Here is a 20,969-nt window from a genome sequence, read left to right as displayed (position 1 = left end):
CGACTAGCCGTCGAGCAGGGCGAGTTCGGGCTGCGCGACGACGTGGCGTACCAGGGAGGGCGGGTGCCCCTTCGCCGTCCTGGCCGGGCCTGACAGGCCCTGACAGGCCCGGGACCGGCCTGGGACGGGCTCGGGGCAGGCTTTCGGTGCCCTGGCCGCCCTGGCGCACCCTGGCACGCCCTGAGCCCGGCAGGCCCTGGCGGAGGAGCGGTTCAGCGACCGCCGTGCGGGTGTGGTGGACCGAGCGGCCCGTGCGGGCCGTGGTCAGGAGGCCCGCCGGGCGGATCGAGGCCTCCTGGGCGGGGCTGCGGGCCCGGCGGCGTACCCTGCGCGCCGCGAACCACCGGGTCCTCACCGACCACGCGGCGACCGTCCCCCGGCTGCGCGCCGCCGGGCTCGTCACGGACGCGGTACGGGACGGGCTCGTCGGCCCCGGTGACGCCGCGGCCTCCTTCGCGGCCGTCCGCCGGGAGCTGCGCGGCTTCCTCGGGCCCGCGCTGGCCCGCGCCCGCCTCCGACCCCCGGCCCAGTAGATTGGGTGCGTGCTCTCGCGTCTCTCCCGTATGCCCCGGTCCCGTGTGCTCGCGGCGTGCGCCGTGCCCGTCGTCGCGCTGGTCGCCGTGGCGGGGCTCGCGCCGCTGCCGTTCGCCATCGCCCAGCCCGGGACGACCGTCGACGTCCTCGGGAAGGACCAGGGGCGGGAGATCATCACGATCACCGGCGCCCCGGTCCGGCCCACCACCGGGCAGCTGCGGATGACGACCATCCTCGCCACCGGGCCCGGCACGGACGTCGACCTCGGGGACGTCGCCGACGCCTGGTTCCGCGCCGACCGCGCGGTGCTGCCGCACGACTCCGTCTACCCGCCGGGGAAGTCCGACGCCGAGATCGAGGAGCGCAACCTCGGGCAGATGAAGGAGTCCCAGGACGCCGCCGCCCTCGCCGCCCTCGACTACCTCGACCTGGACCCGAAGCAGGTGAAGGTCAGCCTGCACCTCGCCGACGTCGGCGGGCCGAGCGCCGGGCTGCTGTTCGCCCTCGGCGTCGTCGACAAGCTCGACGGCGACGGGGACGGCGGCGAGCTCACCGGCGGCGACGTCGTCGCCGGTACGGGCACGATCGCGCCGGACGGCGAGGTCGGGGCGGTCGGCGGCGTCTCCCTCAAGACCCAGGCCGCCTCCCGCGACGGCGCCACCGTCTTCCTCGTCCCGAAGGACGAGTGCTCGGACGCGCGGGCCGAACTGCCGGACGGCATGCGGCTCGTGCCCGTCTCCACCCTCAGCGACGCGGTGGCGTCCCTGCGGGCGCTGGAGCAGGGCCAGGAGTCGAAGGTTCCGGACTGCTAGCGGACTCCGCCGAGGCCGGCTTCTCGTCCAGACCGCGCCAGGAGGGCAGGACCGCCGGGGCGAGCGTCACGAGGAAGTAGACCGCGGCGACACCGAGCAGGGTCGCCGTCAGGCCCGCCCACTCGACCAGCAGGCCCGTCACCAGACCGCCCAGCGGCGTCGCCATCAGGACCCCGGCCGTACTGGCCCCGGCGACCCGGCTCCGCAGGTCCACCGGCACCCGCTCGTACAGCACGGTCGCCAGGACCGGGTTGAGCACCCCGGCGCCGAGCCCGGCCGCCACCGCCGTCACCAGGAGCGGAGCCACCGACGTGGTCGTCGCCGCCACCACGGACAGCGGGGCGCCGGCGAGGAGGAAACCGACCGTGAGGACCGTCCGGCGCGGGAGGCGGTGGCCCGCGGCCCCGTACAGCAGGGCCGCGGCGAGCGCGCTCCCCGCGAAGACGGCGACCACCAGTCCCTGGGCGGCCGGGCCGCCCAGGTGCTCCCGGGCGTGCAGCGGCAGCAGTACGGAACTCCAGCTCAGCGCGAGGCCGTTGGTGACCATGACCAGCAGCATGATGCCGAGCATCAGCCGGTCGCCGAAGAGGTACGCGTACCCCTCGCGCAGATCGGCGCGGTAGCGCGCGGCGGAGAGTGGCGGCCCGTCGCGGCGCGGCGCGGCGGCGGCGACCCGGCGCAGCCCGGCGGCGCCGAGCACGGCGGAGACGCCGAAGGTGGCCGCGTCGACGAGGAGCACGGTGTCCGCGCCGACCGTCGCCACCAGGACGCCCGCGAGCGCGGCGCCGCCCATCCTGGCGCCGCGCGAGACCGCGTCGTAGAGGCTCGCGGCCCGGGCGAGCGGGGTCCCGGCGCGCTCGGCGAGGTCCGGTACGAGCACGTACCGGGCGGTCTCGCCGGGGGCGTGGAAGAGCCCGTTGACGCCCATCAGCACGCACAGCATCCCGAACGACAGGAGCCCGGCGTGGTGCAGCAGCGGGATGGCGGCCAGGGCGAGCCCGCAGACCAGGTCGGAGGCGATGCCGACCCGGCGGCGGCCCATCCGGTCGACGAGCGGCCCGCCGGCGATCGCGGAGAGGACGACCGGCAGGGCGGCGCAGAAGGCGACGAAGCCGGCCTTGCCGGGGCTTCCGGTGGTCTCCAGGGCGAACCACGGGACGCCGATGAGGGTGAGCGAATTGCCCGCGATGGAGATGGCGTTGGCGGTGAGGACGGTGAACAGGGGTTTCTTGTCGGTCCGTTCCGCGGCGCTCATGCGGTCCCTTCCGTGGCGGTGGGCGAGGTGGGTGCGGGTGCGGGTGCGTTCGGGGGAGGCGCGGGTGCGTCGGTGCCGGGGGCCCGAACCGGGGCCGCCGCGGGGGCGAGGGCGGGGGAGGGGCCCCGCGCGGCGGTCACCCCTCGTGCTGCGGAAACGCGTGCAGGTGGAGCCGTACGCGCGCGGCGTCGGGCGCCCGCGCCCCGGCGTGGTCGCGGTACTCCTCGATCAGCGCGTGCAGCCGCTCGCCGAGCTCGCGCGCGGCGGCGGGCGGGAGCCGGAGGGTGAAGTCGCTCATGTCGGAGGCGCCGGCCCAGGCGGCGTCCCAGTCGTGCCGGGTGGCGATCCAGGTCGACAGTTCCTGGGTGTGGTTGGTCGCGACCTCGTGCAGGAGGACGTCGGCCGCCCCGCGCACCGCCGGATCGGGGTCGTGGTGCAGCGACTCGTCCCAGCTGATGCCCTGCTGGACCGCCTTCCACCAGCGCTCGCGCCCCTTGCCGAGCGTCGGGTCGTCCTCGACGAAGCCGTGCGCGGCGAGCTGGCGCAGGTGGTAGCTGGTGGCGCCGCTCGACTCGCCGAGGCGTTCGGCGAGTCCGGAGGCGGTGGCGGGTCCGTGGTGGCGCAGGGAGCGGAGGAGCTGGATGCGGAGGGGATGGGCGAGGCCGCGCAGGGAGCGTGGGTCGAGCACACGGGTGTCCTGCGGCCTGGGCGCCCGCTGGGGCTCGTTCGGCATGCCCCGAGCGTAGGGATGCAAAGAAGACGTTGCAAGGGTTTCTTTGCAACGCCTTCTTTGTGACTGTCGAATGGCTCCCGCGTGGGTTCCGCGTGGCTCCCGCGTGGGTCCCGCGTGGTTGCTCCGACTCCCTGCCCGAGGGCTGCTCCGGCTCCCCTTCCGAGGGCTGCTCCGGTTCCCGTCCGAGGAGTTACTCCGGCTCCCCGTCCGCCGCCTGCTCCACCAGCGGGATGATCCGCAACGGCACCGCGTTCTCCATCACGATCGCCGTCGACGCCCGCACGATCCCCTCGAAGGCCACCACCTTGTCGATCACCCGCTGGAGGTCCGCGTTGGACCGCGCCACCAGCCGGCACAGCATGTCGCCGTGGCCCGTCGTCGTGTGCAGTTCGAGCACCTCCGGCACCGTCGCCAGGTGTTCCCGTACGTCCGCGCCCTGCCCCTGCTTGATCTCCAGCGTCGCGAAGGCCGTCACCGGGTAGCCGAGCGCCGCCGGATCCACCTGCGGGCCGAAGCCGCGGATCACGCCGCTCGCCTGGAGCCGGTCCAGCCGCGCCTGGACGGTGCCCCGGGCCACGCCGAGCCGCCTCGACGCCTCCAGGACGCCGATCCGCGGCTCCCGCGCCAGGAGCACGATCAGCCGGCCGTCCAAATGATCGATCGCCACAGCGCCCTCCGAATGGTCACGATGTACAAGTCGCCCGCCCATACTCCCTGGTCGCTGTACAGATTGCCCACCCCAACAGCGAACTATTGCGCACCTTGCGAGACGGCGGGACGCTGCTGCCATGACTGAGACCCTGGATCACACCCCTTCCACCGCGCGTGAGGCCGACCCCTTCCCGGTGAAGGGCATGGACGCGGTCGTCTTCGCCGTGGGCAACGCCAAGCAGGCCGCGCACTACTACTCCACCGCCTTCGGCATGAAGCTGGTCGCCTACTCCGGACCGGAGAACGGCAGCCGCGAGACCGCCAGTTACGTCCTCACCAACGGTGCGGCCCGTTTCGTGTTCACCTCCGTCATCAAGGCGAGCACCGACTGGGGCCGCTTCCTCGACGCGCACGTCTCCGAGCACGGCGACGGCGTGATCGACCTGGCCATCGAGGTCCCGGACGCCCGCGCGGCCTACGCCCACGCCGTCGCGCAGGGCGCCACCGGTCTGGTGGAGCCGTACGAGCTGAAGGACGAGCACGGCACCGTCGTCCTCGCCGCCATCGCCACCTACGGCCAGACCCGCCACACCCTCGTCGAGCGCTCCGGCTACACCGGCCCGTACCTCCCCGGGTACGCCGCCGCCGCCCCGATGGTCGAGCCGCCGGCCAAGCGCACCTTCCAGGCGATCGACCACTGCGTCGGCAACGTCGAGCTCGGCAAGATGAACGAGTGGGTCACCTTCTACAACGACGTCATGGGCTTCACCAACATGAAGGAGTTCGTGGGCGACGACATCGCCACCGAGTACTCCGCCCTCATGTCGAAGGTGGTCGCGGACGGCACCAAGAAGGTGAAGTTCCCGATCAACGAGCCGGCGATCGCGAAGAAGAAGTCGCAGATCGACGAGTACCTCGAGTTCTACAACGGCCCCGGCGTCCAGCACATCGCCCTCGCCACCAACGACATCGTCGCCACCGTGCGCGCGATGCGCGCCGCCGGCGTCCAGTTCCTGTCCGTCCCGGACACGTACTACGACACCCTCGGCGAGTGGGTCGGCGACACCCGCGTCCCGATCGACGAGCTGCGCGAGCTGAAGATCCTCGCCGACCGCGACGAGGACGGCTACCTGCTGCAGATCTTCACCAAGCCGGTCCAGGACCGCCCGACCGTCTTCTTCGAGATGATCGAGCGCCACGGCTCCATGGGCTTCGGCAAGGGCAACTTCAAGGCCCTCTTCGAGGCCATCGAGCGCGAGCAGGACAAGCGCGGCAACCTGTAAGGTCGGCCGGCGCGTCCGGGCGGGGCACGGGGCCCGCCCGGACGCGAGAGGTCACCCCGCCTTCGTCGCCTCTGCCTCCGACTCTGCCTCCGACTCCGACTCCTCAGGCGCTCCGCCTCTCTCCGGCGCCGCCGACTCCTTCGGTTCCTCGGGTTCCCTCGATCCCGCCGATCCCGCCGATCCCGCCGATCCCGCCGACCCCGTCGACTCCTTCGGCGCCGCCGACTCCTTCGGCTCCTTCGGCCCGTTCGTCGCCCTGAGCCGCTTCAGCTCTTTCCCCGACAGCGCGTCCTTCGGGACCGCGTCCGGATCCGGTTCGCCCAGTCCCGCGAGCGCCGACGCCGCCCGGGGCGCGTGCAGCGGCGAGAACGACGGATGGATCCGCAACGCCTCCACCAGGTGCCGGCGTGCCGGACCCGTGCGCCCGAGCGCCCGCTCGATCTCGCCCAGGTGGTACGTGAACGGGGCGCTGCGCGGGCCCTCCTCGGTCGCCCGCCGGGCGTACGGCAGCGCCTTCTCCGGCTCGCCCGCCCGGAACAGCGCCCAGCCCAGCGCGTCCGCCACCGCCACCGACCGGCGGCCCTCCGCCCACGCGGCCCGCATCCGGGCCACCGCCGCCCCCGGGGCGCCGTGGTCCGCGTCCAGCAGCCCCAGCACCACCTCGGTCGTCGGCGAGGCCCAACTCCCGCTCCGCAGCCGCTCGTACGCCGCCCGGGCGTCCCCGTCCAGGCCCAGCGACTCCGCCATCTCCCCGGACTCCAGGACGTACTCCGGCAGCGGCTGTCGGGCCAGCGCCGCCCGCCAGTCCCGCTGGGCCTCGTCGGTCCGGCCGAGCGCCGCCAGCGCCCGCGCCCTCCCCGCCAGCGCCGGCCCGTGGTCCTTCACGAACCGCAGCGCCGTCCCGTACCGCTCCAGCGCCTCGGCCGGCTCACCTCGCTCCCAGGAGAACTGCCCGAGCCGGGTGTGCGCGGCCGCCTTCTCCGTGTCCGTCGCCGCCAGCGCCGCCGCGTCCAGCGCCGTGGCGTCGGCGTCCTCCCGCCACCCCCGGTCCCGGTGGACCTGCGCCGCCCGGCCCCGCACCGCCGCCCCGCCGTGCAGCTCCTCCAGACGCTCCATCGCCTTCCGGGCCGCCGGGTAGTCCCCGAGGCCGTTGTACGCGTCGATCAGGAGCGGGTACGTGTTCCACCGCCGGGGCGCGGCCTTCCTGACCCGCTCGCCCCACTCCTTGGCGCCCTTCCAGTCCCCCCGCGCCCCCGCGAGCACCCCGAGCCCCAGCTGGGCGTCCACGTTCCCCCGCCCCGCCGGCAGCTCCGCGAGCGACCGGTTCAGCGCCCGCTCGGCCCGCGGCAGGTCCCGTACGTCCCCGAGCCGGGCACCCCGCTCCGTGTAGGCCGCACCCAGCACCGCCCACGACGAGGCGTCGTCCGGGTGCTCCTCCAGCCACTCCTCCCGGTCCCCGATCAGTGCCACGAGGTCCGGCAGCGCCGCCGGCGCCCCCGCGTGCGCCGCGCTCGCCGCCCGCTCGGCGGGCCCCGGCGGCCGCGGCGGGTCCCCGCCGAGCAGCTCCGGCAGGTACAGCAGCGCCGTCGCCGCGAGCACCGCCCCCACCCCGGAGGCGAGTACCACCCGCGACACGTTCTGGCTCTTCATCGGGCTCATGCGCCTCACTGTGCGCCCGCCCGCGCTCGTACGAAGAGCACACCGGCCGCCCGCCCCGGCGGGTTCACACCGATGGCCGCCGGTGCCAGGCTGGAGGCATGGACGATCTCCAGACGCCCCACGCGGCTCCCCGGACGGCTCCCCACGAGGCCCTCCTCACGGACCTCCGGGCCGGGCTGCCCGCCGACGCCGTCCTCACCGACCCGGACGTGACGGCCTCCTACGCCCACGACATGGCGAGCTTCTGCGCGGCCGGGACCCCCGCCGTCGTCGTGCTCCCGCGGACCGTCGAACAGGTCCAGCACGTCATGCGGACCGCGACCGGGCACCGCGTCCCGGTCGTGCCGCAGGGCGCCCGCACCGGCCTCTCCGGGGGCGCCAACGCCTCCGAGGGGTGCGTCGTGCTCTCGCTCGTGAAGATGGACCGGATCCTGGAGATCGATCCGGTCGACCGCGTCGCCGTCGTCGAACCGGGCGTGATCAACGCGGTCCTGTCCCGCGCCGTGAACGAGCACGGCCTGTACTACCCGCCGGATCCCTCCAGTTGGGAGTCGTGCACCATCGGCGGCAACATCGGCACCGCCTCCGGAGGTCTGTGCTGCGTCAAGTACGGCGTCACCGCCGAGTACGTCCTCGGCTTGGAGGTCGTGCTCGCCGACGGACGGCTCCTGACCACCGGGCGGCGCACCGCCAAGGGCGTCGCCGGATACGACCTCACCAGGCTCTTCGTCGGCTCCGAGGGCAGCCTCGGCATCGTGGTGAAGGCCGTCCTCGCGCTCAAGCCGCAGCCGCCCGCCCAGCTCGTCCTCGCCGCCGAGTTCCCCTCCGCGGACGCCGCCTGCGCCGCCGTCTGCGCGATCATGGAGCGCGGACACACCCCCTCGCTCCTCGAACTCATGGACCGCACCACCGTCCAGGCCGTCAACCGGACGGCGCGGATGGGGCTCCCCGAGACCACCGAGGCGCTGCTCCTGTGCGCCTTCGACACCCCCGACCCGGCCGCCGACCTCGCCGCCGTCGGCGCGCTCTGCACCGCCGCCGGGGCCACCGAGGTCGTCCCCGCCGCCGACGCCGCCGAGTCCGAACTCCTCCTCCAGGCCCGCCGGCTCTCCCTCACCGCCCTGGAGACCCTCAGGCCCGCCACGATGATCGACGACGTCTGCGTGCCCCGCACCCGGCTCGCCGAGATGCTCGCCGGCACCACCGCCATCGCCGAGAAGTACGCCCTCACCATCGGCGTCTGCGCGCACGCGGGCGACGGCAACACCCACCCCGTCGTCTGCTTCGACCACACCGACGAGGACGAGTCGCGGCGCGCCCGCGAGTCCTTCGACGCGATCATGGCGCTCGGCCTCTCCCTCGGTGGCACCATCACCGGCGAACACGGCGTCGGCGTCCTCAAGAAGGAGTGGCTGGCCCGTGAACTCGGGCCGGTCGGCGTCGGAATCCAGCGGGAGATCAAGCGCGTCTTCGACCCGCTGGGGCTGCTCAACCCCGGAAAGCTCTTCTGAGCCCGCCGGTACGGAAGCGCGTACGGGCTCACAGCTCGCCGTCCTGCGACTCGTCCGACGGCCACGGGTCGCGCAGCCACAGGTCGTCGCCGACCACGGTCGTCGCGAGCAGTTCGGCCAGCCCGTCGTCGATGCCGAGCCGCTCCGACTCCGTACCCGGCGGCACCGTGCGCAGGGTCCGCTCCAGCCAGGCGGACACCTGCGCCGAGGGGGCCTCCAGGAGCGCGTCGCCGTCGGGGGAGGAGAGGGCCATCAGGATGACGCTGCGCCCGTCGACCTTCGTCGGCCAGATCCGCACGTCCCCGTGGCCGCACGCCCGGAAGACGCCCTCGACGAGCAGCTCGCGGGCGAAGGTCCAGTGCACCGGGTGGTCGGAGCCGATGTGGAAGGCCATGTGCACGGCGTACGGGTCGTCGGTGCGGTAGGCCAGCCGGGCCGGCACCGGGACCGAACGCTCGGGGGACAGGACCAGCTTCAGCTCCAGCTCGCGCTCGACGGTGGTGGGCTCGGTGTCGTTCCGCATGACGGCTGCCTCTCGGTGGGGGCCCCGGACGGGCCTTCACCTGGAGAGAGCGCGGTCCCCCGGGTCCATTACGCGACTTCGGGAAGTTTTTTCGGGAAGTTTTTCCCGGGACCCCCACCGACCCCGGATCCACGGGCCCGAACCTCACGTGGAGTGAGGGATTCCGCCCCGTGTCGCCCGAAGGCGGTCTTTCTCGTGGGCTCTTTCTTCCCTCGGCGGCGTTCTTCGTTACTGTGCCTCCTTAGTGTGGTGACGGAACGTTGTGACTGAACGGAGTCGGGGCAGTGGCTACTCCTCCCGGAGGCGGCGGCGAGGTACCGCAGGCGGGGTACTACCCGGACCCGTCGATCCCCGGATACATCCGGTACTGGAACGGCGGCTCCTGGGTGCCCGGCACGAGCCGGCCCGCCCCCAAGGAAGGCGAGGGCGCGCCGCTGCCGCCTGCCTCGGCCATGCCGGCCGGGCCGATCCTCGCGCCGAGCCCCGCTCCCGCGCCGGCCGCGCCCGTCCCCGCCCCGGCGCCCGCGCCCGTCCCCGCCCCGGCGCCCGCACCCGAACCCGCCCCGGCGGCCGTCGCCCCCGCGCGGGCGGCCGTCGAGGAGACCGGGCCCCTCTTCTTCGACGAGGAGCCGCTCGGCCGGGAACCGGCCGCCTGGGAGATCCCCGCGGCCGCCGTGCCCGACCCGCGCTCCCCGGTCGAGTGGCCGACCGCCCCCGCGCAGGCCGAGGCGCCCGCCGCCGACCCCCGCGTCCCGAGCGCCCCCGCCCGCCTCGGCGGCATGCCCGTCACCCCGGCCCCCGCGCCCGCGCCGGTCCACGAGACCCCGGCGCCCGTCCACGAGGCCCCCGCCCCGGCGCCCGCGCCCGTCCGACCGCAGCCGCAGCCGCAGCCGCAGCCCGCCCCCGCCCCGGCCCCCGCGCCCGCCCCGGCCCCCGCGGCCCCCTCCTGGGCCCAGCCCCAGCAGGCGCAGCAGCCCCAGCCGGCCCGTCAGCAGCCGCCCCTGCCCCAGCCCCAGCAGGGCCAGGGGCAGCAGCCCGTGGTCCCGTGGAAGCCGCCGGTCGAGGACCCCTTCCTCGCGGCCGTCCGCGAGCAGTCCTCCGCGCCCCCGGCCGGGCTCGGCCGCCGGCTGCTCGCCAGGGTGATCGACACCCTCCTCCTCGGCGCGCTGGCGGCCGGCGCCGCCTTCCCCTTCGTCACCGCCGCCCTCGACCACATCCAGACCAAGATCGAGGCGGCCGAGCGCTCCGGCGTCACCGTGCAGGTGTGGCTGGTCGACGGCACCACCTCCGTCCAGTTCGGCATCGCGCTCGGCCTGCTCCTCGTCCTCGGCGTGCTGTACGAGGCGCTGCCCACGGCCAAGTGGGGCCGCACGCTCGGCAAGAAGCTGTGCGGCGTCCAGGTCAGGGACATCGAGGCGCACGAGCCGCCGACCTTCGGACGGTCGCTCCGCCGCTGGTTCCTGTACACCTTCCTGGGCCTGCTGGTGATCGGCGTCCTCAACGTGCTCTGGTGCGTCTTCGACCGCCCGTGGCGCCAGTGCTGGCACGACAAGGCGGCCGGCACCTTCGTCGCGAAGGCCTGAGCCGAGGGTCCGGACCGGGGCCGGGACCCCGGACCGGACCCCGTCCGGACCGGGGGGTGGGCAGGGGTCCCCCGAACGGGCGTCCATCCGTTGCGGGCCCCCGGTGACCGGGATGCGATGCCCCCATGAGCACCGACCAGCCGCCGCCCGGCCCGCCCCCCGACGACGACCCGTTCGGCAAGCGGCCGCAGGAGCCGCCGAGGGAGCCGCCCCAGGGCCCGCCGCCCGGGCCTCCGCCGCCGGGGAGCCCGTACGACTCGCCGTACCCGCCCCCGCCCCCGTACGGCGGTTACGGCGGGGGTTACGGCGGCACCGACCCGCTCTCCGGCATGCCGCCGCTCGCCGAGACCGGGCGCCGCGTCCTCGCGCGGCTCGTCGACTGGGTGATCATCGCGGTGCCGCTCGCGATCATCGGCATCCCGTTCGACATCTACGACCGGGCGACGGTGGACGGCGACGACTTCCAGGCCACCTGGACCGGCGGCGGGCAGCTGGTCTTCCAGCTGCTCACGATCGTCGCGTACGTCACGTACGACACCGTGCTCACGGCGAAGAACGGGCAGACCGTCGGCAAGCGGCTGATGAAGCTGCGCGTCGCCATGCTCAACGACGGCTCCACGCCCCCGATGAGCCAGTCGCTGCTGCGGGCCGTCGTGCTCTGGCTGCCGGCCCTGATCTGCTGCGCCTGTCTCTGGCCGCTGCTCATCCTGATCCTCATCCTGGTCGACAAGCCCTACAAGCAGGGCCTGCACGACAAGGCGGCGAAGACCGTGGTCGTCACCCTGCCGCGGTAGCCACCGGCGGAACGGACGGACTCACGGACCAACGGACCCACGGCCTCACGGACTCACGAACCGGTCCGGGCATCGGCTCCCGCACCCACCTGCGCGGCCGGTACCCGGACCGCGTCGTTCCCGGACCCGGGCCCGGTGGTGTCGGGGGTCTTGACGGCGCGCGTCGCCGAGGGCATCGTCACCGCCACGAGAACGCCGAGCAGCAGTCCGGCGAGACAGGCCGCCGCGATGGCGGGCGGCCCGGTGGCGCCGGTCAGGAGCAGGAGCGCGGCGGTCGCGAGGACCACGACGGCCGAACCGTAGGCGTACTGCGCTGCGTTCGGACGCTGCATGACGGATACCGCCCCTCCGGACTCCGGTCGACTCTACGACGCTCGATGCCCGCGAGGAACGGCGGGTAAGCGTGACCTGACCCACGGTGCCGGAGCACGGGGGGCGCACGGGAGGCACGGCCGGGCACGGAACCCGCCGGAAGGGTCCCGGAGAGCGGGCCCCCGACCGGCTCCGGAGTCCGGCTCCGAGCCCGGCTCCGAGGTCGGCCCCGAAGCGGTCCCGACCAGTCCCGGACCGGCCCCGGACGGGCCCCGAGACCGGCTCGGCACCCGAACTTTCACTTTCTTTACCCGTCTTGACCGTCCGCATATCGGATTTCGACACCCGCATAGTGCACTTGGTGTGTGCAAGTCAAGATCTGTCTTTTCTCCTCTCTCTCCGGTCGAATGTCGTCACTTGTGACGCGCGACCCCGCCCGGACGGACACCCCACCTCCTGGTCCGAGGGCGTGGGCGCCGGGGAGGAACGACACCAAGTGACCAACAGACGACGGGCGATTCGGGCGTCCGCGGTCGTCGTGGCGCTCGCGGCCACGGCCGCCACCGCTTCGACCTTCAGCACCGCCTGGGCGAACGAGGACGGCAGGATCGCTGCGGCGGACGTCCGCCAGGACCCGGCTCCGGGCAACGGAACCGAGAAGACCACGGTCGACCACGACCTCGACGGTCCCTTCAGCAAGCAGCAGGCGGCGCAGCGCAAGGCCGCCCTGGAGCAGGTGCTGAGCGGCGAGGCCAAGGTCGAGAACCGCGGCGGCTCGAAGGTCGTGAAGCTCGACGCGAAGAAGTACGTCGAGCTCGGCCGCGAGCAGACCGACAAGATCTTCACCATCCTCGTCGAGTTCGGCGACCAGGTGGACACCACCACCCTCGTCGACCGCAAGGACGACGACACGGACGAGCTGAAGCCGAAGTTCGGCGGCACGCCCGGCCCGCTGCACAACGAGATAGCCGAGCCGGACCGGTCGAAGGACAACTCGACCGCGTGGCAGGCCGACTACGACCAGAAGCACTTCCAGGACCTGTACTTCGGCACCGGCAAGGACAAGAAGACCGGTCAGCCGAAGCACTCCCTGAAGACCTACTACGAGCGCACCTCGTCCGGCCGCTACTCGGTCGACGGCGCGGTCTCCGACTGGGTCAAGGTCCCGTACAACGAGGCCCGCTACGGCTCCAACTACTGCGGCCAGACCAACTGCGCCAACGTGTGGGACACCGTCCGCGACGGCGTCAACGCCTGGGTCGCCGACCAGAAGGCCAAGGGCCGGACCGACGCCCAGATCAAGGCCGACATGGCGTCCTACGACCAGTGGGACCGCTACGACTTCGACGCCGACGGCAACTTCAACGAGCCCGACGGCTACATCGACCACTTCCAGATCGTCCACGCGGGCGAGGACGAGTCGGCCGGCGGCGGCGCCCAGGCGACCGACGCCCTGTGGGCGCACCGCTGGTACGCCTACGGCACCAGCGCGGGCAAGACCGGTCCGGCGAACAACAAGGCCGGCGGCACCCCGATCGGCGACACCGGCATCTGGGTCGGCGACTACACGATGCAGCCCGAGAACGGCGGCCTCGGCGTCTTCGCCCACGAGTACGGCCACGACCTCGGCCTGCCGGACCTGTACGACACCGCGGGCGGCGAGAACTCGACCGGCTACTGGTCGCTGATGTCCTCCGGCTCCTGGCTGGGCCTGGGCAAGGACTCCATCGGCGACATGCCCGGCGACATGAACGCCTGGGACAAGCTCCAGCTCGGCTGGCTCAACTACACCAAGGTGAGCGACGAGCAGCGCGGCGCGAAGTCCACCCACAAGCTGGGTGTGGCCGAGTACAACACCAAGAACCCGCAGGCGCTCGTCGTCGAGCTGCCGAAGAAGGCCGTCACCACCGACATCGTCGCCCCCTCCGAGGGTGCCACCCAGTGGTGGAGCGACATGGGTGACGACCTCAAGAACACCCTGACCCGCTCCGTCGACCTCACGGGCAAGTCGGCCGCCTCCCTGGAGCTCCAGGGCTGGTACGACATCGAGGCCGAGTACGACTACCTCTACACCGAGGTGTCGACGGACGGCGGCGCCAACTGGACCGCCGTGGACGGCACCGCCGACGGCGTGGCCCTCCCGCGCGACGCGGCCGGCTCCCCGGCGCTGACCGACGTCTCCGGCGCCCACAAGAAGCTCGTCTACGACCTCTCGGCGTACGCGGGCAAGAAGTTCGACCTCCGCTTCCGCTACCAGACGGACGGCGGCGCGGGCGGCAAGGGCTTCACCGCCGACGCGATCACGCTGACCGCCGACGGTGCCACCGTCTTCGCGGACGGCGCCGAGAACGGTGACAACGGCTGGACCGCCAAGGGCTTCTCGCGGGTCGGCAAGGGCTTCACCAACGAGTACGAGCAGTACTACATCGCCGAGAACCGCCAGTACGTCTCGTACGACGCCACCCTCAAGGTCGGCCCGTACAACTTCGGCTTCGCCGGCGACAAGGCGAGCTGGGTCGAGCACTACCCGTACCAGAACGGTCTGCTCATCTGGAAGTGGGACCTGTCCCAGAAGGACAACAACACCTCCGCCCACCCGGGCCAGGGCCTGATCCTCCCGATCGACGCCCACCCGACCCCGCTGAAGTGGAACGACGGCACCCTGATGCGCAACCGCGTCCAGGCGTACGACTCCACCTTCGGAACGTACCGGACGGACGCTTTCCAGCTGCACAAGGCCGACGCCCCCACCTGGGTCCGCTCGCTGCCGGGCAACCCGGTCTTCGACGACCGCAAGGGCACGTACTGGTTCAAGGAGACCGAGCGCGCCGGCGTGAAGGTCACTGACACCAACACCAAGATCGAGGTCGTCAAGGAGCCGAAGAACGGCCAGACGATCACGGTCCGCGTGGGCCCGTCGACCAAGTGATCGACTAGCTCAACAGTAAAACCGCAGGTCAAAGCATGATCGGCCGTCGCCCCCTAGCGGGCGGCGGCCGATCGTGTTTAGGTGCAGCTGACCGAGTTCTCATGGACTCCTTATTGACAGTCGGCTCACGGGGGAGTGGTTCCGCATGCCCGGTGGAGGGTTCTGCAAGTTGCCGGGAGGCAGCGTGGTGGTCGCGATAGGACTGCCGAGTCCGGCGAACGACGGTGCCACCGTGCGCTTCCTCGTCCACGCCGCGAACCGCGCCCGCGCCCTGACCAGGCTGCGAAACCTGGGTCTGCGGTCGGTTTATCTGCGGGGGAACGCGGAGCCGCCCACCCCGGACGAGATAACGGCCGTCCTCCACCACCCGGACGGCCTGCTGTGGCGATCCACCCCGGGCGCCGCCCAGGAACTGTGGCACCCGGCCAGGGCCCTGCCGAAGGCACCCGCGGCCTAGCCGACGACCGCAGCCGGCGACCGCAGCCGGCGACCGCAGCCGACGACCGCAGTCGGCGACCGCAGTCGGCGACCGGCTAGCCGACGACCGGCTCGCCGGTGAGGGCCACGCCGGCCTCGCGGAGCTCCACGAGCGCCCGGTCGGTGGTCTCGCGGGCCACGCCCGCCGTGAGGTCGAGCAGCACGCGGGTGCGGAAACCCTCGCGGGCCGCGTCCAGGGCGGTGGCCCGGACGCAGTGGTCGGTGGCGATGCCGACCACGTCGACCTCGGTCACCTCCCGCTCGCGCAGCCACCCCGCCAGCGTCCCGCCGTTCTCGTCCCGCCCCTCGAAGCCGCTGTACGCGGCCTCGTAGGCGCCCTTGTCGAAGACGGCCTGCACCGCGCCGCCGGCGACGGCCGGGGCGAAGTTCGGGTGGAAGCCGACGCCCTCCGTGCCCGCCACGCAGTGCCTCGGCCAGGAGCTGACGTAGTCCGGCGCCTCACCGGCCGGGGCGAAGTGCGCCCCGGGGTCGATGTGGTGGTCCCGGGTGGCGACGACGTGCCGGTAGACGGAGCCCGTCGCCTCGCCCACCAGCTCGGTGATGGCGGCGGCGACGTCCGCGCCGCCCGTCACCGCGAGGCTGCCGCCCTCGCAGAAGTCGTTCTGTACGTCCACGACGATCAGTGCGCGGTGCATGGCGGGTGTCCTCGGGTGGTCGGAAGGCCTCGGGCGGGCGGGCGGAAGGGACGGGACCGAGCCTAGAGACTTCCCCTCCGGATAGGGAGGGGGCGTCCCCGGGCGGCCTCAGACGTACTCGGTCGGCAGCACGGGCTCGCCGCGCGACAGCTGGATCGCCGACATCGGCAGCCCGGCGCGGGACGCGATATGCCGGGCGCGGGCCGCCTCCAGCGGCTCCCGGGCCACCACCTCGCCGCCCTTCACCAGCTCCACCAGGAGCTGGTCGGCGGCGAGCGCGTCCGGGACCGGTCCGGTGCCGATGACCTCGGCCGCGGCGACGCCGTCGGCGTCCCTGCGGCGCGCGACCCACTTGCGGCCGCCGACGGACGCCTTGCCGCCCAGCGACTTCTTCGCCACCGGGGTGAGCGGCGCCTTCGGGTCGGCCGAGGAGGCGCGGGCGACCAGCTTGTAGACCATCGAGCACGTCGGGTGGCCGCTGCCGGTGACCAGCTGGGTGCCGACCCCGTACGCGTCGACCGGCGCGGCGGCCAGCGAGGCGATGGCGTACTCGTCGAGGTCGGAGGTGACCACGATCCTGGTGTCCCGGGCGCCCAGCTCGTCCAGCTGCGCCCGCACCCGGTGGGCGACGAGCAGCAGGTCGCCGGAGTCGATGCGGACGGCTCCCAGCTCGGGGCCGGCGATCTCGACGGCGGTGCGGACCGCCTCGGCGACGTCGTAGGTGTCGACGAGGAGGGTGGTGCCGCGGCCGAGGCTGTCGACCTGGGCCCGGAAGGCGTCCCGCTCGCTGTCGTGCAGGAGGGTGAAGGCGTGGGCGGAGGTGCCCACGGTGGGGATGCCGTAGCGGAAGCCGGCGGCGAGGTCGGAGGTGGAGTCGAAGCCGCCGACGTAGGCGGCGCGGGAGGAGGCGACGGCCGCCAGCTCGTGGGTGCGGCGGGCGCCCATCTCGATCAGCCGGCGTCCGCCGGCCGCGGCCGACATGCGGGAGGCCGCGGCGGCGATGGCCGAGTCGTGGTTGAGGATCGAGAGGATCACCGTCTCCAGGAGCACGCACTCGGCGAAGGAGCCCTCGACGCGGAGCACCGGGGAGCCGGGGAAGTACACCTCGCCCTCGGGGTAGCCCCAGATGTCGCCGGAGAAGCGGTATCCGGCCAGCCACTGGAGGGTCGGCTCGTCGACGATCGACCGCTCGCGCAGGAAGCCGAGGACGGCCGGGTCGAAGCGGAAGTTCTCGACGGCGTCCAGGACCCGGCCGACGCCCGCGAGGACGCCGTACCGCCGCCCCTCGGGCAGCCGCCGGGTGAAGACCTCGAAGACGGAGCGCCGGTCGGCGGTGCCGGCCCGGAGGGCCGCCTGGAGCATGGTCAGCTCGTACTGGTCGGTGAAGAGCGCGGTCGACGGCACGTCCACCGGGAGCCCAAGGTCCGCAGCGTTCATGGGGATGATGCTAGCGCAGTATTCGTCAGTTTGACGAATACTGCGGTCGGAGGGTGCCCCGTTTGTGCGACAGGGGGGCCCGGGTGGCAGCATTAGGTAAGTGAGCATCGCGCCTATCGAGATCGAACGGACCGAGTCGGCCGAGGAGGTCTCCGCGGTCGTCGAGCCCGACGTCCCCTGGGTCACCCTCGTGCACAACGACCCGGTGAACCTGATGAGCTATGTCACCTACGTCTTCCAGACGTATTTCGGCTACTCCAAGGACAAGGCGCACAAGCTGATGCTCGACGTGCACAACAAGGGCCGCGCGGTGGTCTCCAGCGGCACCCGCGAGGAGATGGAACGGGACGTGCAGGCGATGCACGGCTACGGACTGTGGGCCACGCTCTCCCAGGACCGCGGCTGATGGCCGGCCACTTCGAGGCCGTGCCGGGCGGTGGGGCGGCCGTCGCGCTCGACGAGGTCGAGGTCTCCATCCTGCGCTCCCTCGCCGTCCAGCTCCTGGAGCTGGTCGGCCCGGGCGACGAGCCCGACGCGGACGCCGACCCGCTCGCCGTCCTCTTCGCCGAGGGTCCCAGCGAGCCGCCGTCCGACCCCGCCCTGCGCCGGCTCTTCCCCGACGCGTACGGGGACGACACCGAGGAGCTGCGGTCCGCCGCGGCCGACTTCCGGCGCTACACGGAGAACGACCTGCGGGCCCGCAAGCGCGAGGACGCCCTCGCCGTGGTGCGCGCCCTGGACGGGCTGGCCCCCGAGGGCCCCGAGGAGTCCGTGCTCCTCAAGCTGACCCCGGACGAGTCCCGGGCCTGGCTCGGCACCCTCAACGACCTGCGGCTGACCATCGCCACGCGCCTGGAGATCACCGAGGACGAGGAGGGCGAGCGGCTCTACCGGCTGCCGGACAGCGATCCGCGCAAGCCGATGGTGATGGCGTACCTCTGGCTGGGCGCGCTCCAGGAGTCACTGGTCGAGACGCTGATGTCCTGAGGGACGGGCGAGACGGGGTGTTCGCTCAGCGGACGCTCAAATCCGGATAACGAACTCGTTACCAGAGCGGGCACCTTGCCGTCTTGAGTCCTCTATGTCCCTGTTTTTTTGTGGTGCACGCCACACTCATCTCCGTCGATCACCCCCCACCCCGTGATAAATCTTCACGACCGCTCGGGGACGCCACCCCTGTTCCCGAGGGCGCTTCGGCCGGCTGACCGCCGGTGGCACTCCATCCGTATCCGGGGGGATCAGGACCTGATCCGCAGCAGACACAGTCGCGCGGATCAGCATGGAGAAAGGCGCACCACCATGACCTCAGTGCGGGTCGACAAGCAGCACGACGGCAGTGAGGCCGCGGACTCCGCCTCGGGCGAGGGTTACCACCGGGCACTCGGCGCCCGTCAGATCCAGATGATCGCGATCGGCGGCGCCATCGGCACCGGCCTCTTCCTCGGAGCGGGCAAGGGCATCTCCAAGGCGGGCCCCAGCCTGATCCTCGCGTACGCCCTCGCGGGCCTCGTCATCTTCTTCATCATGCGGGCGCTCGGCGAGCTCCTCATGTACCGCCCCGTCTCCGGTTCCTTCTCGGAGTACGCGCGCGAGTTCATCGGTCCCTTCGCGGGCTTCGTGACCGGCTGGACCTACTGGCTCTTCTGGGTCGTCACCGGAATCACCGAGGTCACCGCGGCGGCCACGTACATGACGTACTGGTGGGACATCCCGCAGTGGCTGTCCGCCCTGGTCTTCACGATCATCCTGTACGGCGCCAACCTGATCTCCGTGAAGCTCTTCGGCGAGCTGGAGTTCTGGTTCTCCATGGTCAAGGTCACCGCCATCGTCGGCATGATCCTGATCTGCGCCGGCATCCTCACCCTCGGCTTCTCCGACGCCGGTGACACCGCCTCGATCACCCACCTCTGGGACCTCGGCGGCTTCTTCGCCGGCGAGGACGGCATCGTCTCCACCCTCATGACCCTCCAGATGGTCATGTTCGCCTTCCTCGCGGTCGAGCTGGTCGGCGTCACCGCCGGCGAGTCGAAGGACCCGAAGACCGTCCTGCCCAAGGCCATCAACACCGTGCCGTGGCGCATCGCCGTCTTCTACGTCGGCGCGCTGATCATGATCCTGTCGGTCGTCCCGTGGACCCACTTCAAGCCCGGCGTCTCGCCGTTCGTCGCCGCCTTCGAGGAGATGGGCTTCCAGGCCGGCGCCGCGATCGTCAACTTCGTCGTCCTCACGGCCGCCCTCTCGTCCTGCAACTCGGGCATGTACTCCACCGGCCGCATGCTGCGCGACCTCGCGCTCAACGGCCAGGGCCCGAAGCTCTTCACCCGGCTGACGAAGAGCGGCACCCCGCTCGTCGGCACCACCTTCTCCGCCGCGCTGATGATGGTCGGCGTCTGGATCAACTACCAGTGGCCCGGCGACGCCTTCAACTACGTCGTCTCCTTCGCCACCATCTCCGGCATGTGGGCCTGGATCATGATCCTGGTCTGCCAGATCCGCTACCGCCTCAAGGCCGACCGCGGGCTGCTGCCCCAGTCCTCCTTCAAGGCCCCCGGTGGCATCTGGGCCAGCGTCTTCGCCCTCGCCTTCATCGGCCTGGTCGTCGTCACCATGGGCATGGACGAGGGCAACCGCGTCGCCCTCTACGGCGCCCCGGTCTGGGGTCTCCTCCTCGCCGTCGCCTACCTGGTGCTCAAGGCCCGCAACCCCGAGGGCGCCGCCTTCGCCAAGCGTTCCTGACCCCGCCGTCCCGGCATCCGGGCCGCTCCGTACCACTCCTCGGTACGGGGCGGCCCGTCTGCTTATCCTGTCGGCATGCTGACCCTCACCCGAGACCTGTACGACCGGATCGTGGAACACGCCCGGGCGGACCACCCCGACGAGGCCTGCGGCGTGGTCGCGGGCCCGGTCGGCTCCGGCCGCCCCGAGCGGTTCGTCCCGATGCTCAACGCGGCGCGCTCGCCCACGTTCTACGAGTTCGACTCCGCCGACCTCCTCAAGCTCTACCGCGAGATGGACGACCGGGACGAGGAGCCCGTGATCATCTACCACTCGCACACCGCGACCGAGGCGTACCCGTCCCGCACCGACATCACCTACGCCAACGAGCCGGGCGCCCACTACGTCCTGGTCTCGACGGCCGACGCCGACGCCGCGGGGCCCTTCCAGTTCCGCTCGTACACGATCGTCGAGGGCGTCGTGACGGAGGAGGACGTCAAGGTCGTGGAGGCGTACGAGTAGGACCTGTCCGGCAGGCGGTCGGAAAACATCCAGCATCTGAGATCACATTCCGAAACCCGGACCGGGAATCGATACGATGAGCCCATGGTTTCCCACGACGTGAGCGAAGAGACTCCGGGCACCGTGCTGCTCGTGACCCGCCTGCACGTCGACCTGTGCCGCGTCGCCGGCGCGATCTGTACGTCCCGCGCTGCGCTCTGAGCGACCGGCCGAGCGCACCTCACGTACGACCCCCCTCCGCGCGGGGGCCCCAGCAGCGCGCCCACCACGTCACGTACGAGTCTTCCGACAGGAGCCCACGACCATGGCCATCGAGGTCCGCATCCCGACCATCCTCCGCACCTACACCGACGGCGAGAAGGCCGTCGAAGGCAGCGGAGCGACCCTCGCCGATCTCTTCGCCGACCTGGAGACCCGCCACGCCGGCATCGAGGCCCGCATCGTGGACGACGGCAAGCTCCGCCGCTTCGTCAACGTCTACCTCAACGACGAGGACGTCCGCTTCCTGGACGGCATCGAGACCAAGCTGACCGACGGCGACAGCGTCACGATCCTGCCGGCCGTCGCCGGTGGCATGGTCTGA

Annotated in this window: 22 protein-coding genes; 14 read left to right on the top strand and 8 right to left on the bottom strand. The window is 72.3% G+C overall.

The window, feature by feature from the left end:
- Nucleotides 1-224: 224 nt before the first annotated feature.
- Both ACFQ8C_RS13950 and ACFQ8C_RS13945 read left to right on the top strand, forming a co-directional pair.
- The gene (locus tag ACFQ8C_RS13950; RefSeq protein ID WP_383456176.1) at nucleotides 225-533 is read left to right on the top strand and encodes a hypothetical protein; all 309 of its coding nucleotides are present in this window, start codon (nucleotides 225-227) and stop codon (nucleotides 531-533) included.
- 30 nt (nucleotides 534-563) lie between these two features.
- On the top strand, nucleotides 564-1,346 hold the full coding sequence (locus ACFQ8C_RS13945) for a S16 family serine protease (protein WP_383456184.1): 783 nt from the start codon (nucleotides 564-566) through the stop codon (nucleotides 1,344-1,346).
- On the opposite strand, the gene ACFQ8C_RS13940 is transcribed toward ACFQ8C_RS13945, so the two are convergent.
- The 3 genes from ACFQ8C_RS13940 to ACFQ8C_RS13930 form a co-directional block, all read right to left on the bottom strand.
- Entirely contained in the window at nucleotides 1,279-2,601 is a 1,323-nt protein-coding gene (locus ACFQ8C_RS13940; protein WP_383456174.1) for an MFS transporter, read from the bottom strand. The two genes, ACFQ8C_RS13945 and ACFQ8C_RS13940, sit on opposite strands and share 68 nt — an antisense overlap.
- Nucleotides 2,602-2,737: 136 nt before the next feature.
- Nucleotides 2,738-3,334 (bottom strand): ArsR/SmtB family transcription factor, encoded by a 597-nt coding sequence (locus tag ACFQ8C_RS13935; protein WP_383456171.1) that lies wholly within the window; start codon nucleotides 3,332-3,334, stop codon nucleotides 2,738-2,740.
- 190 nt (nucleotides 3,335-3,524) lie between these two features.
- Nucleotides 3,525-4,001 carry an Lrp/AsnC family transcriptional regulator gene (locus ACFQ8C_RS13930; RefSeq protein ID WP_030753266.1) on the bottom strand — a complete coding sequence of 159 codons (477 nt, stop codon included), beginning with the start codon at nucleotides 3,999-4,001 and terminating at the stop codon, nucleotides 3,525-3,527.
- 121 nt (nucleotides 4,002-4,122) lie between these two features.
- Between ACFQ8C_RS13930 and hppD the strand changes: the two genes are divergently transcribed.
- Nucleotides 4,123-5,268: a 4-hydroxyphenylpyruvate dioxygenase gene (hppD, locus tag ACFQ8C_RS13925; RefSeq protein WP_383456169.1), complete on the top strand. Its 1,146-nt coding sequence runs from the start codon at nucleotides 4,123-4,125 to the stop codon at nucleotides 5,266-5,268.
- Between the two features lie 51 nt (nucleotides 5,269-5,319).
- Here the strand turns inward: hppD and ACFQ8C_RS13920 are convergent, their stop codons facing one another.
- Nucleotides 5,320-6,927 (bottom strand): tetratricopeptide repeat protein, encoded by a 1,608-nt coding sequence (locus tag ACFQ8C_RS13920; protein WP_383456166.1) that lies wholly within the window; start codon nucleotides 6,925-6,927, stop codon nucleotides 5,320-5,322.
- Between the two features lie 98 nt (nucleotides 6,928-7,025).
- On the opposite strand from ACFQ8C_RS13920, the gene ACFQ8C_RS13915 reads away from it, so the two are divergent.
- Nucleotides 7,026-8,438, top strand: a complete 1,413-nt coding sequence (locus ACFQ8C_RS13915; protein WP_383456164.1) for an FAD-binding oxidoreductase — start codon at nucleotides 7,026-7,028, stop codon at nucleotides 8,436-8,438.
- 28 nt (nucleotides 8,439-8,466) lie between these two features.
- On the opposite strand, the gene ACFQ8C_RS13910 is transcribed toward ACFQ8C_RS13915, so the two are convergent.
- Nucleotides 8,467-8,961, bottom strand: coding sequence for an SsgA family sporulation/cell division regulator (locus ACFQ8C_RS13910; RefSeq protein WP_383456161.1), 495 nt, complete (start codon nucleotides 8,959-8,961; stop codon nucleotides 8,467-8,469).
- 284 nt (nucleotides 8,962-9,245) lie between these two features.
- Between ACFQ8C_RS13910 and ACFQ8C_RS13905 the strand changes: the two genes are divergently transcribed.
- On the top strand, nucleotides 9,246-10,544 hold the full coding sequence (locus tag ACFQ8C_RS13905) for an RDD family protein (protein ID WP_383456158.1): 1,299 nt from the start codon (nucleotides 9,246-9,248) through the stop codon (nucleotides 10,542-10,544).
- Nucleotides 10,545-10,669: 125 nt separating this feature from the next.
- On the top strand, nucleotides 10,670-11,338 hold the full coding sequence (locus ACFQ8C_RS13900; protein ID WP_383456155.1) for an RDD family protein: 669 nt from the start codon (nucleotides 10,670-10,672) through the stop codon (nucleotides 11,336-11,338).
- A gap of 53 nt (nucleotides 11,339-11,391) precedes the next feature.
- On the opposite strand, the gene ACFQ8C_RS13895 is transcribed toward ACFQ8C_RS13900, so the two are convergent.
- The gene (locus tag ACFQ8C_RS13895) at nucleotides 11,392-11,670 is read right to left on the bottom strand and encodes a hypothetical protein (RefSeq protein ID WP_383456152.1); all 279 of its coding nucleotides are present in this window, start codon (nucleotides 11,668-11,670) and stop codon (nucleotides 11,392-11,394) included.
- 476 nt (nucleotides 11,671-12,146) lie between these two features.
- Between ACFQ8C_RS13895 and ACFQ8C_RS13890 the strand changes: the two genes are divergently transcribed.
- Nucleotides 12,147-14,579: an immune inhibitor A domain-containing protein gene (locus ACFQ8C_RS13890; RefSeq protein ID WP_383456150.1), complete on the top strand. Its 2,433-nt coding sequence runs from the start codon at nucleotides 12,147-12,149 to the stop codon at nucleotides 14,577-14,579.
- A gap of 145 nt (nucleotides 14,580-14,724) precedes the next feature.
- Entirely contained in the window at nucleotides 14,725-15,036 is a 312-nt protein-coding gene (locus tag ACFQ8C_RS13885) for a hypothetical protein (protein ID WP_383456146.1), read from the top strand.
- Nucleotides 15,037-15,112: 76 nt separating this feature from the next.
- On the opposite strand, the gene ACFQ8C_RS13880 is transcribed toward ACFQ8C_RS13885, so the two are convergent.
- Both ACFQ8C_RS13880 and ACFQ8C_RS13875 read right to left on the bottom strand, forming a co-directional pair.
- Nucleotides 15,113-15,712 (bottom strand): nicotinamidase, encoded by a 600-nt coding sequence (locus tag ACFQ8C_RS13880; protein ID WP_383456143.1) that lies wholly within the window; start codon nucleotides 15,710-15,712, stop codon nucleotides 15,113-15,115.
- Between the two features lie 108 nt (nucleotides 15,713-15,820).
- Nucleotides 15,821-17,149: a nicotinate phosphoribosyltransferase gene (locus ACFQ8C_RS13875; RefSeq protein ID WP_383456141.1), complete on the bottom strand. Its 1,329-nt coding sequence runs from the start codon at nucleotides 17,147-17,149 to the stop codon at nucleotides 15,821-15,823.
- 100 nt (nucleotides 17,150-17,249) lie between these two features.
- Here ACFQ8C_RS13875 and clpS point away from each other — a divergent pair, with 100 nt between their 5' ends.
- The 6 genes from clpS (at nucleotide 17,250) to ACFQ8C_RS13845 (ending at nucleotide 20,969) form a co-directional block, all read left to right on the top strand.
- On the top strand, nucleotides 17,250-17,555 hold the full coding sequence (clpS, locus tag ACFQ8C_RS13870) for an ATP-dependent Clp protease adapter ClpS (RefSeq protein WP_282695576.1): 306 nt from the start codon (nucleotides 17,250-17,252) through the stop codon (nucleotides 17,553-17,555).
- Nucleotides 17,555-18,136 (top strand): DUF2017 domain-containing protein, encoded by a 582-nt coding sequence (locus ACFQ8C_RS13865; protein WP_383456137.1) that lies wholly within the window; start codon nucleotides 17,555-17,557, stop codon nucleotides 18,134-18,136. Before clpS ends, ACFQ8C_RS13865 begins: the two co-directional genes overlap by 1 nt.
- Nucleotides 18,137-18,448: 312 nt before the next feature.
- The gene (locus ACFQ8C_RS13860; RefSeq protein ID WP_383456135.1) at nucleotides 18,449-19,885 is read left to right on the top strand and encodes an amino acid permease; all 1,437 of its coding nucleotides are present in this window, start codon (nucleotides 18,449-18,451) and stop codon (nucleotides 19,883-19,885) included.
- A gap of 75 nt (nucleotides 19,886-19,960) precedes the next feature.
- On the top strand, nucleotides 19,961-20,386 hold the full coding sequence (locus tag ACFQ8C_RS13855; RefSeq protein ID WP_383456134.1) for a Mov34/MPN/PAD-1 family protein: 426 nt from the start codon (nucleotides 19,961-19,963) through the stop codon (nucleotides 20,384-20,386).
- Between the two features lie 84 nt (nucleotides 20,387-20,470).
- Complete coding sequence (locus ACFQ8C_RS13850; protein WP_383456133.1) at nucleotides 20,471-20,587, top strand: putative leader peptide; 117 nt, start codon at nucleotides 20,471-20,473, stop codon at nucleotides 20,585-20,587.
- Between the two features lie 103 nt (nucleotides 20,588-20,690).
- Entirely contained in the window at nucleotides 20,691-20,969 is a 279-nt protein-coding gene (locus ACFQ8C_RS13845; RefSeq protein ID WP_383456131.1) for a MoaD/ThiS family protein, read from the top strand.

Origin of the sequence: Streptomyces sp. NPDC056503 (genome assembly GCF_042794995.1) — a bacterium.
Classification (GTDB): domain Bacteria; phylum Actinomycetota; class Actinomycetes; order Streptomycetales; family Streptomycetaceae; genus Streptomyces.
Note: the sequence above shows the minus strand (reverse complement) of the source record. Positions and strands in the feature narration are given on the sequence as shown.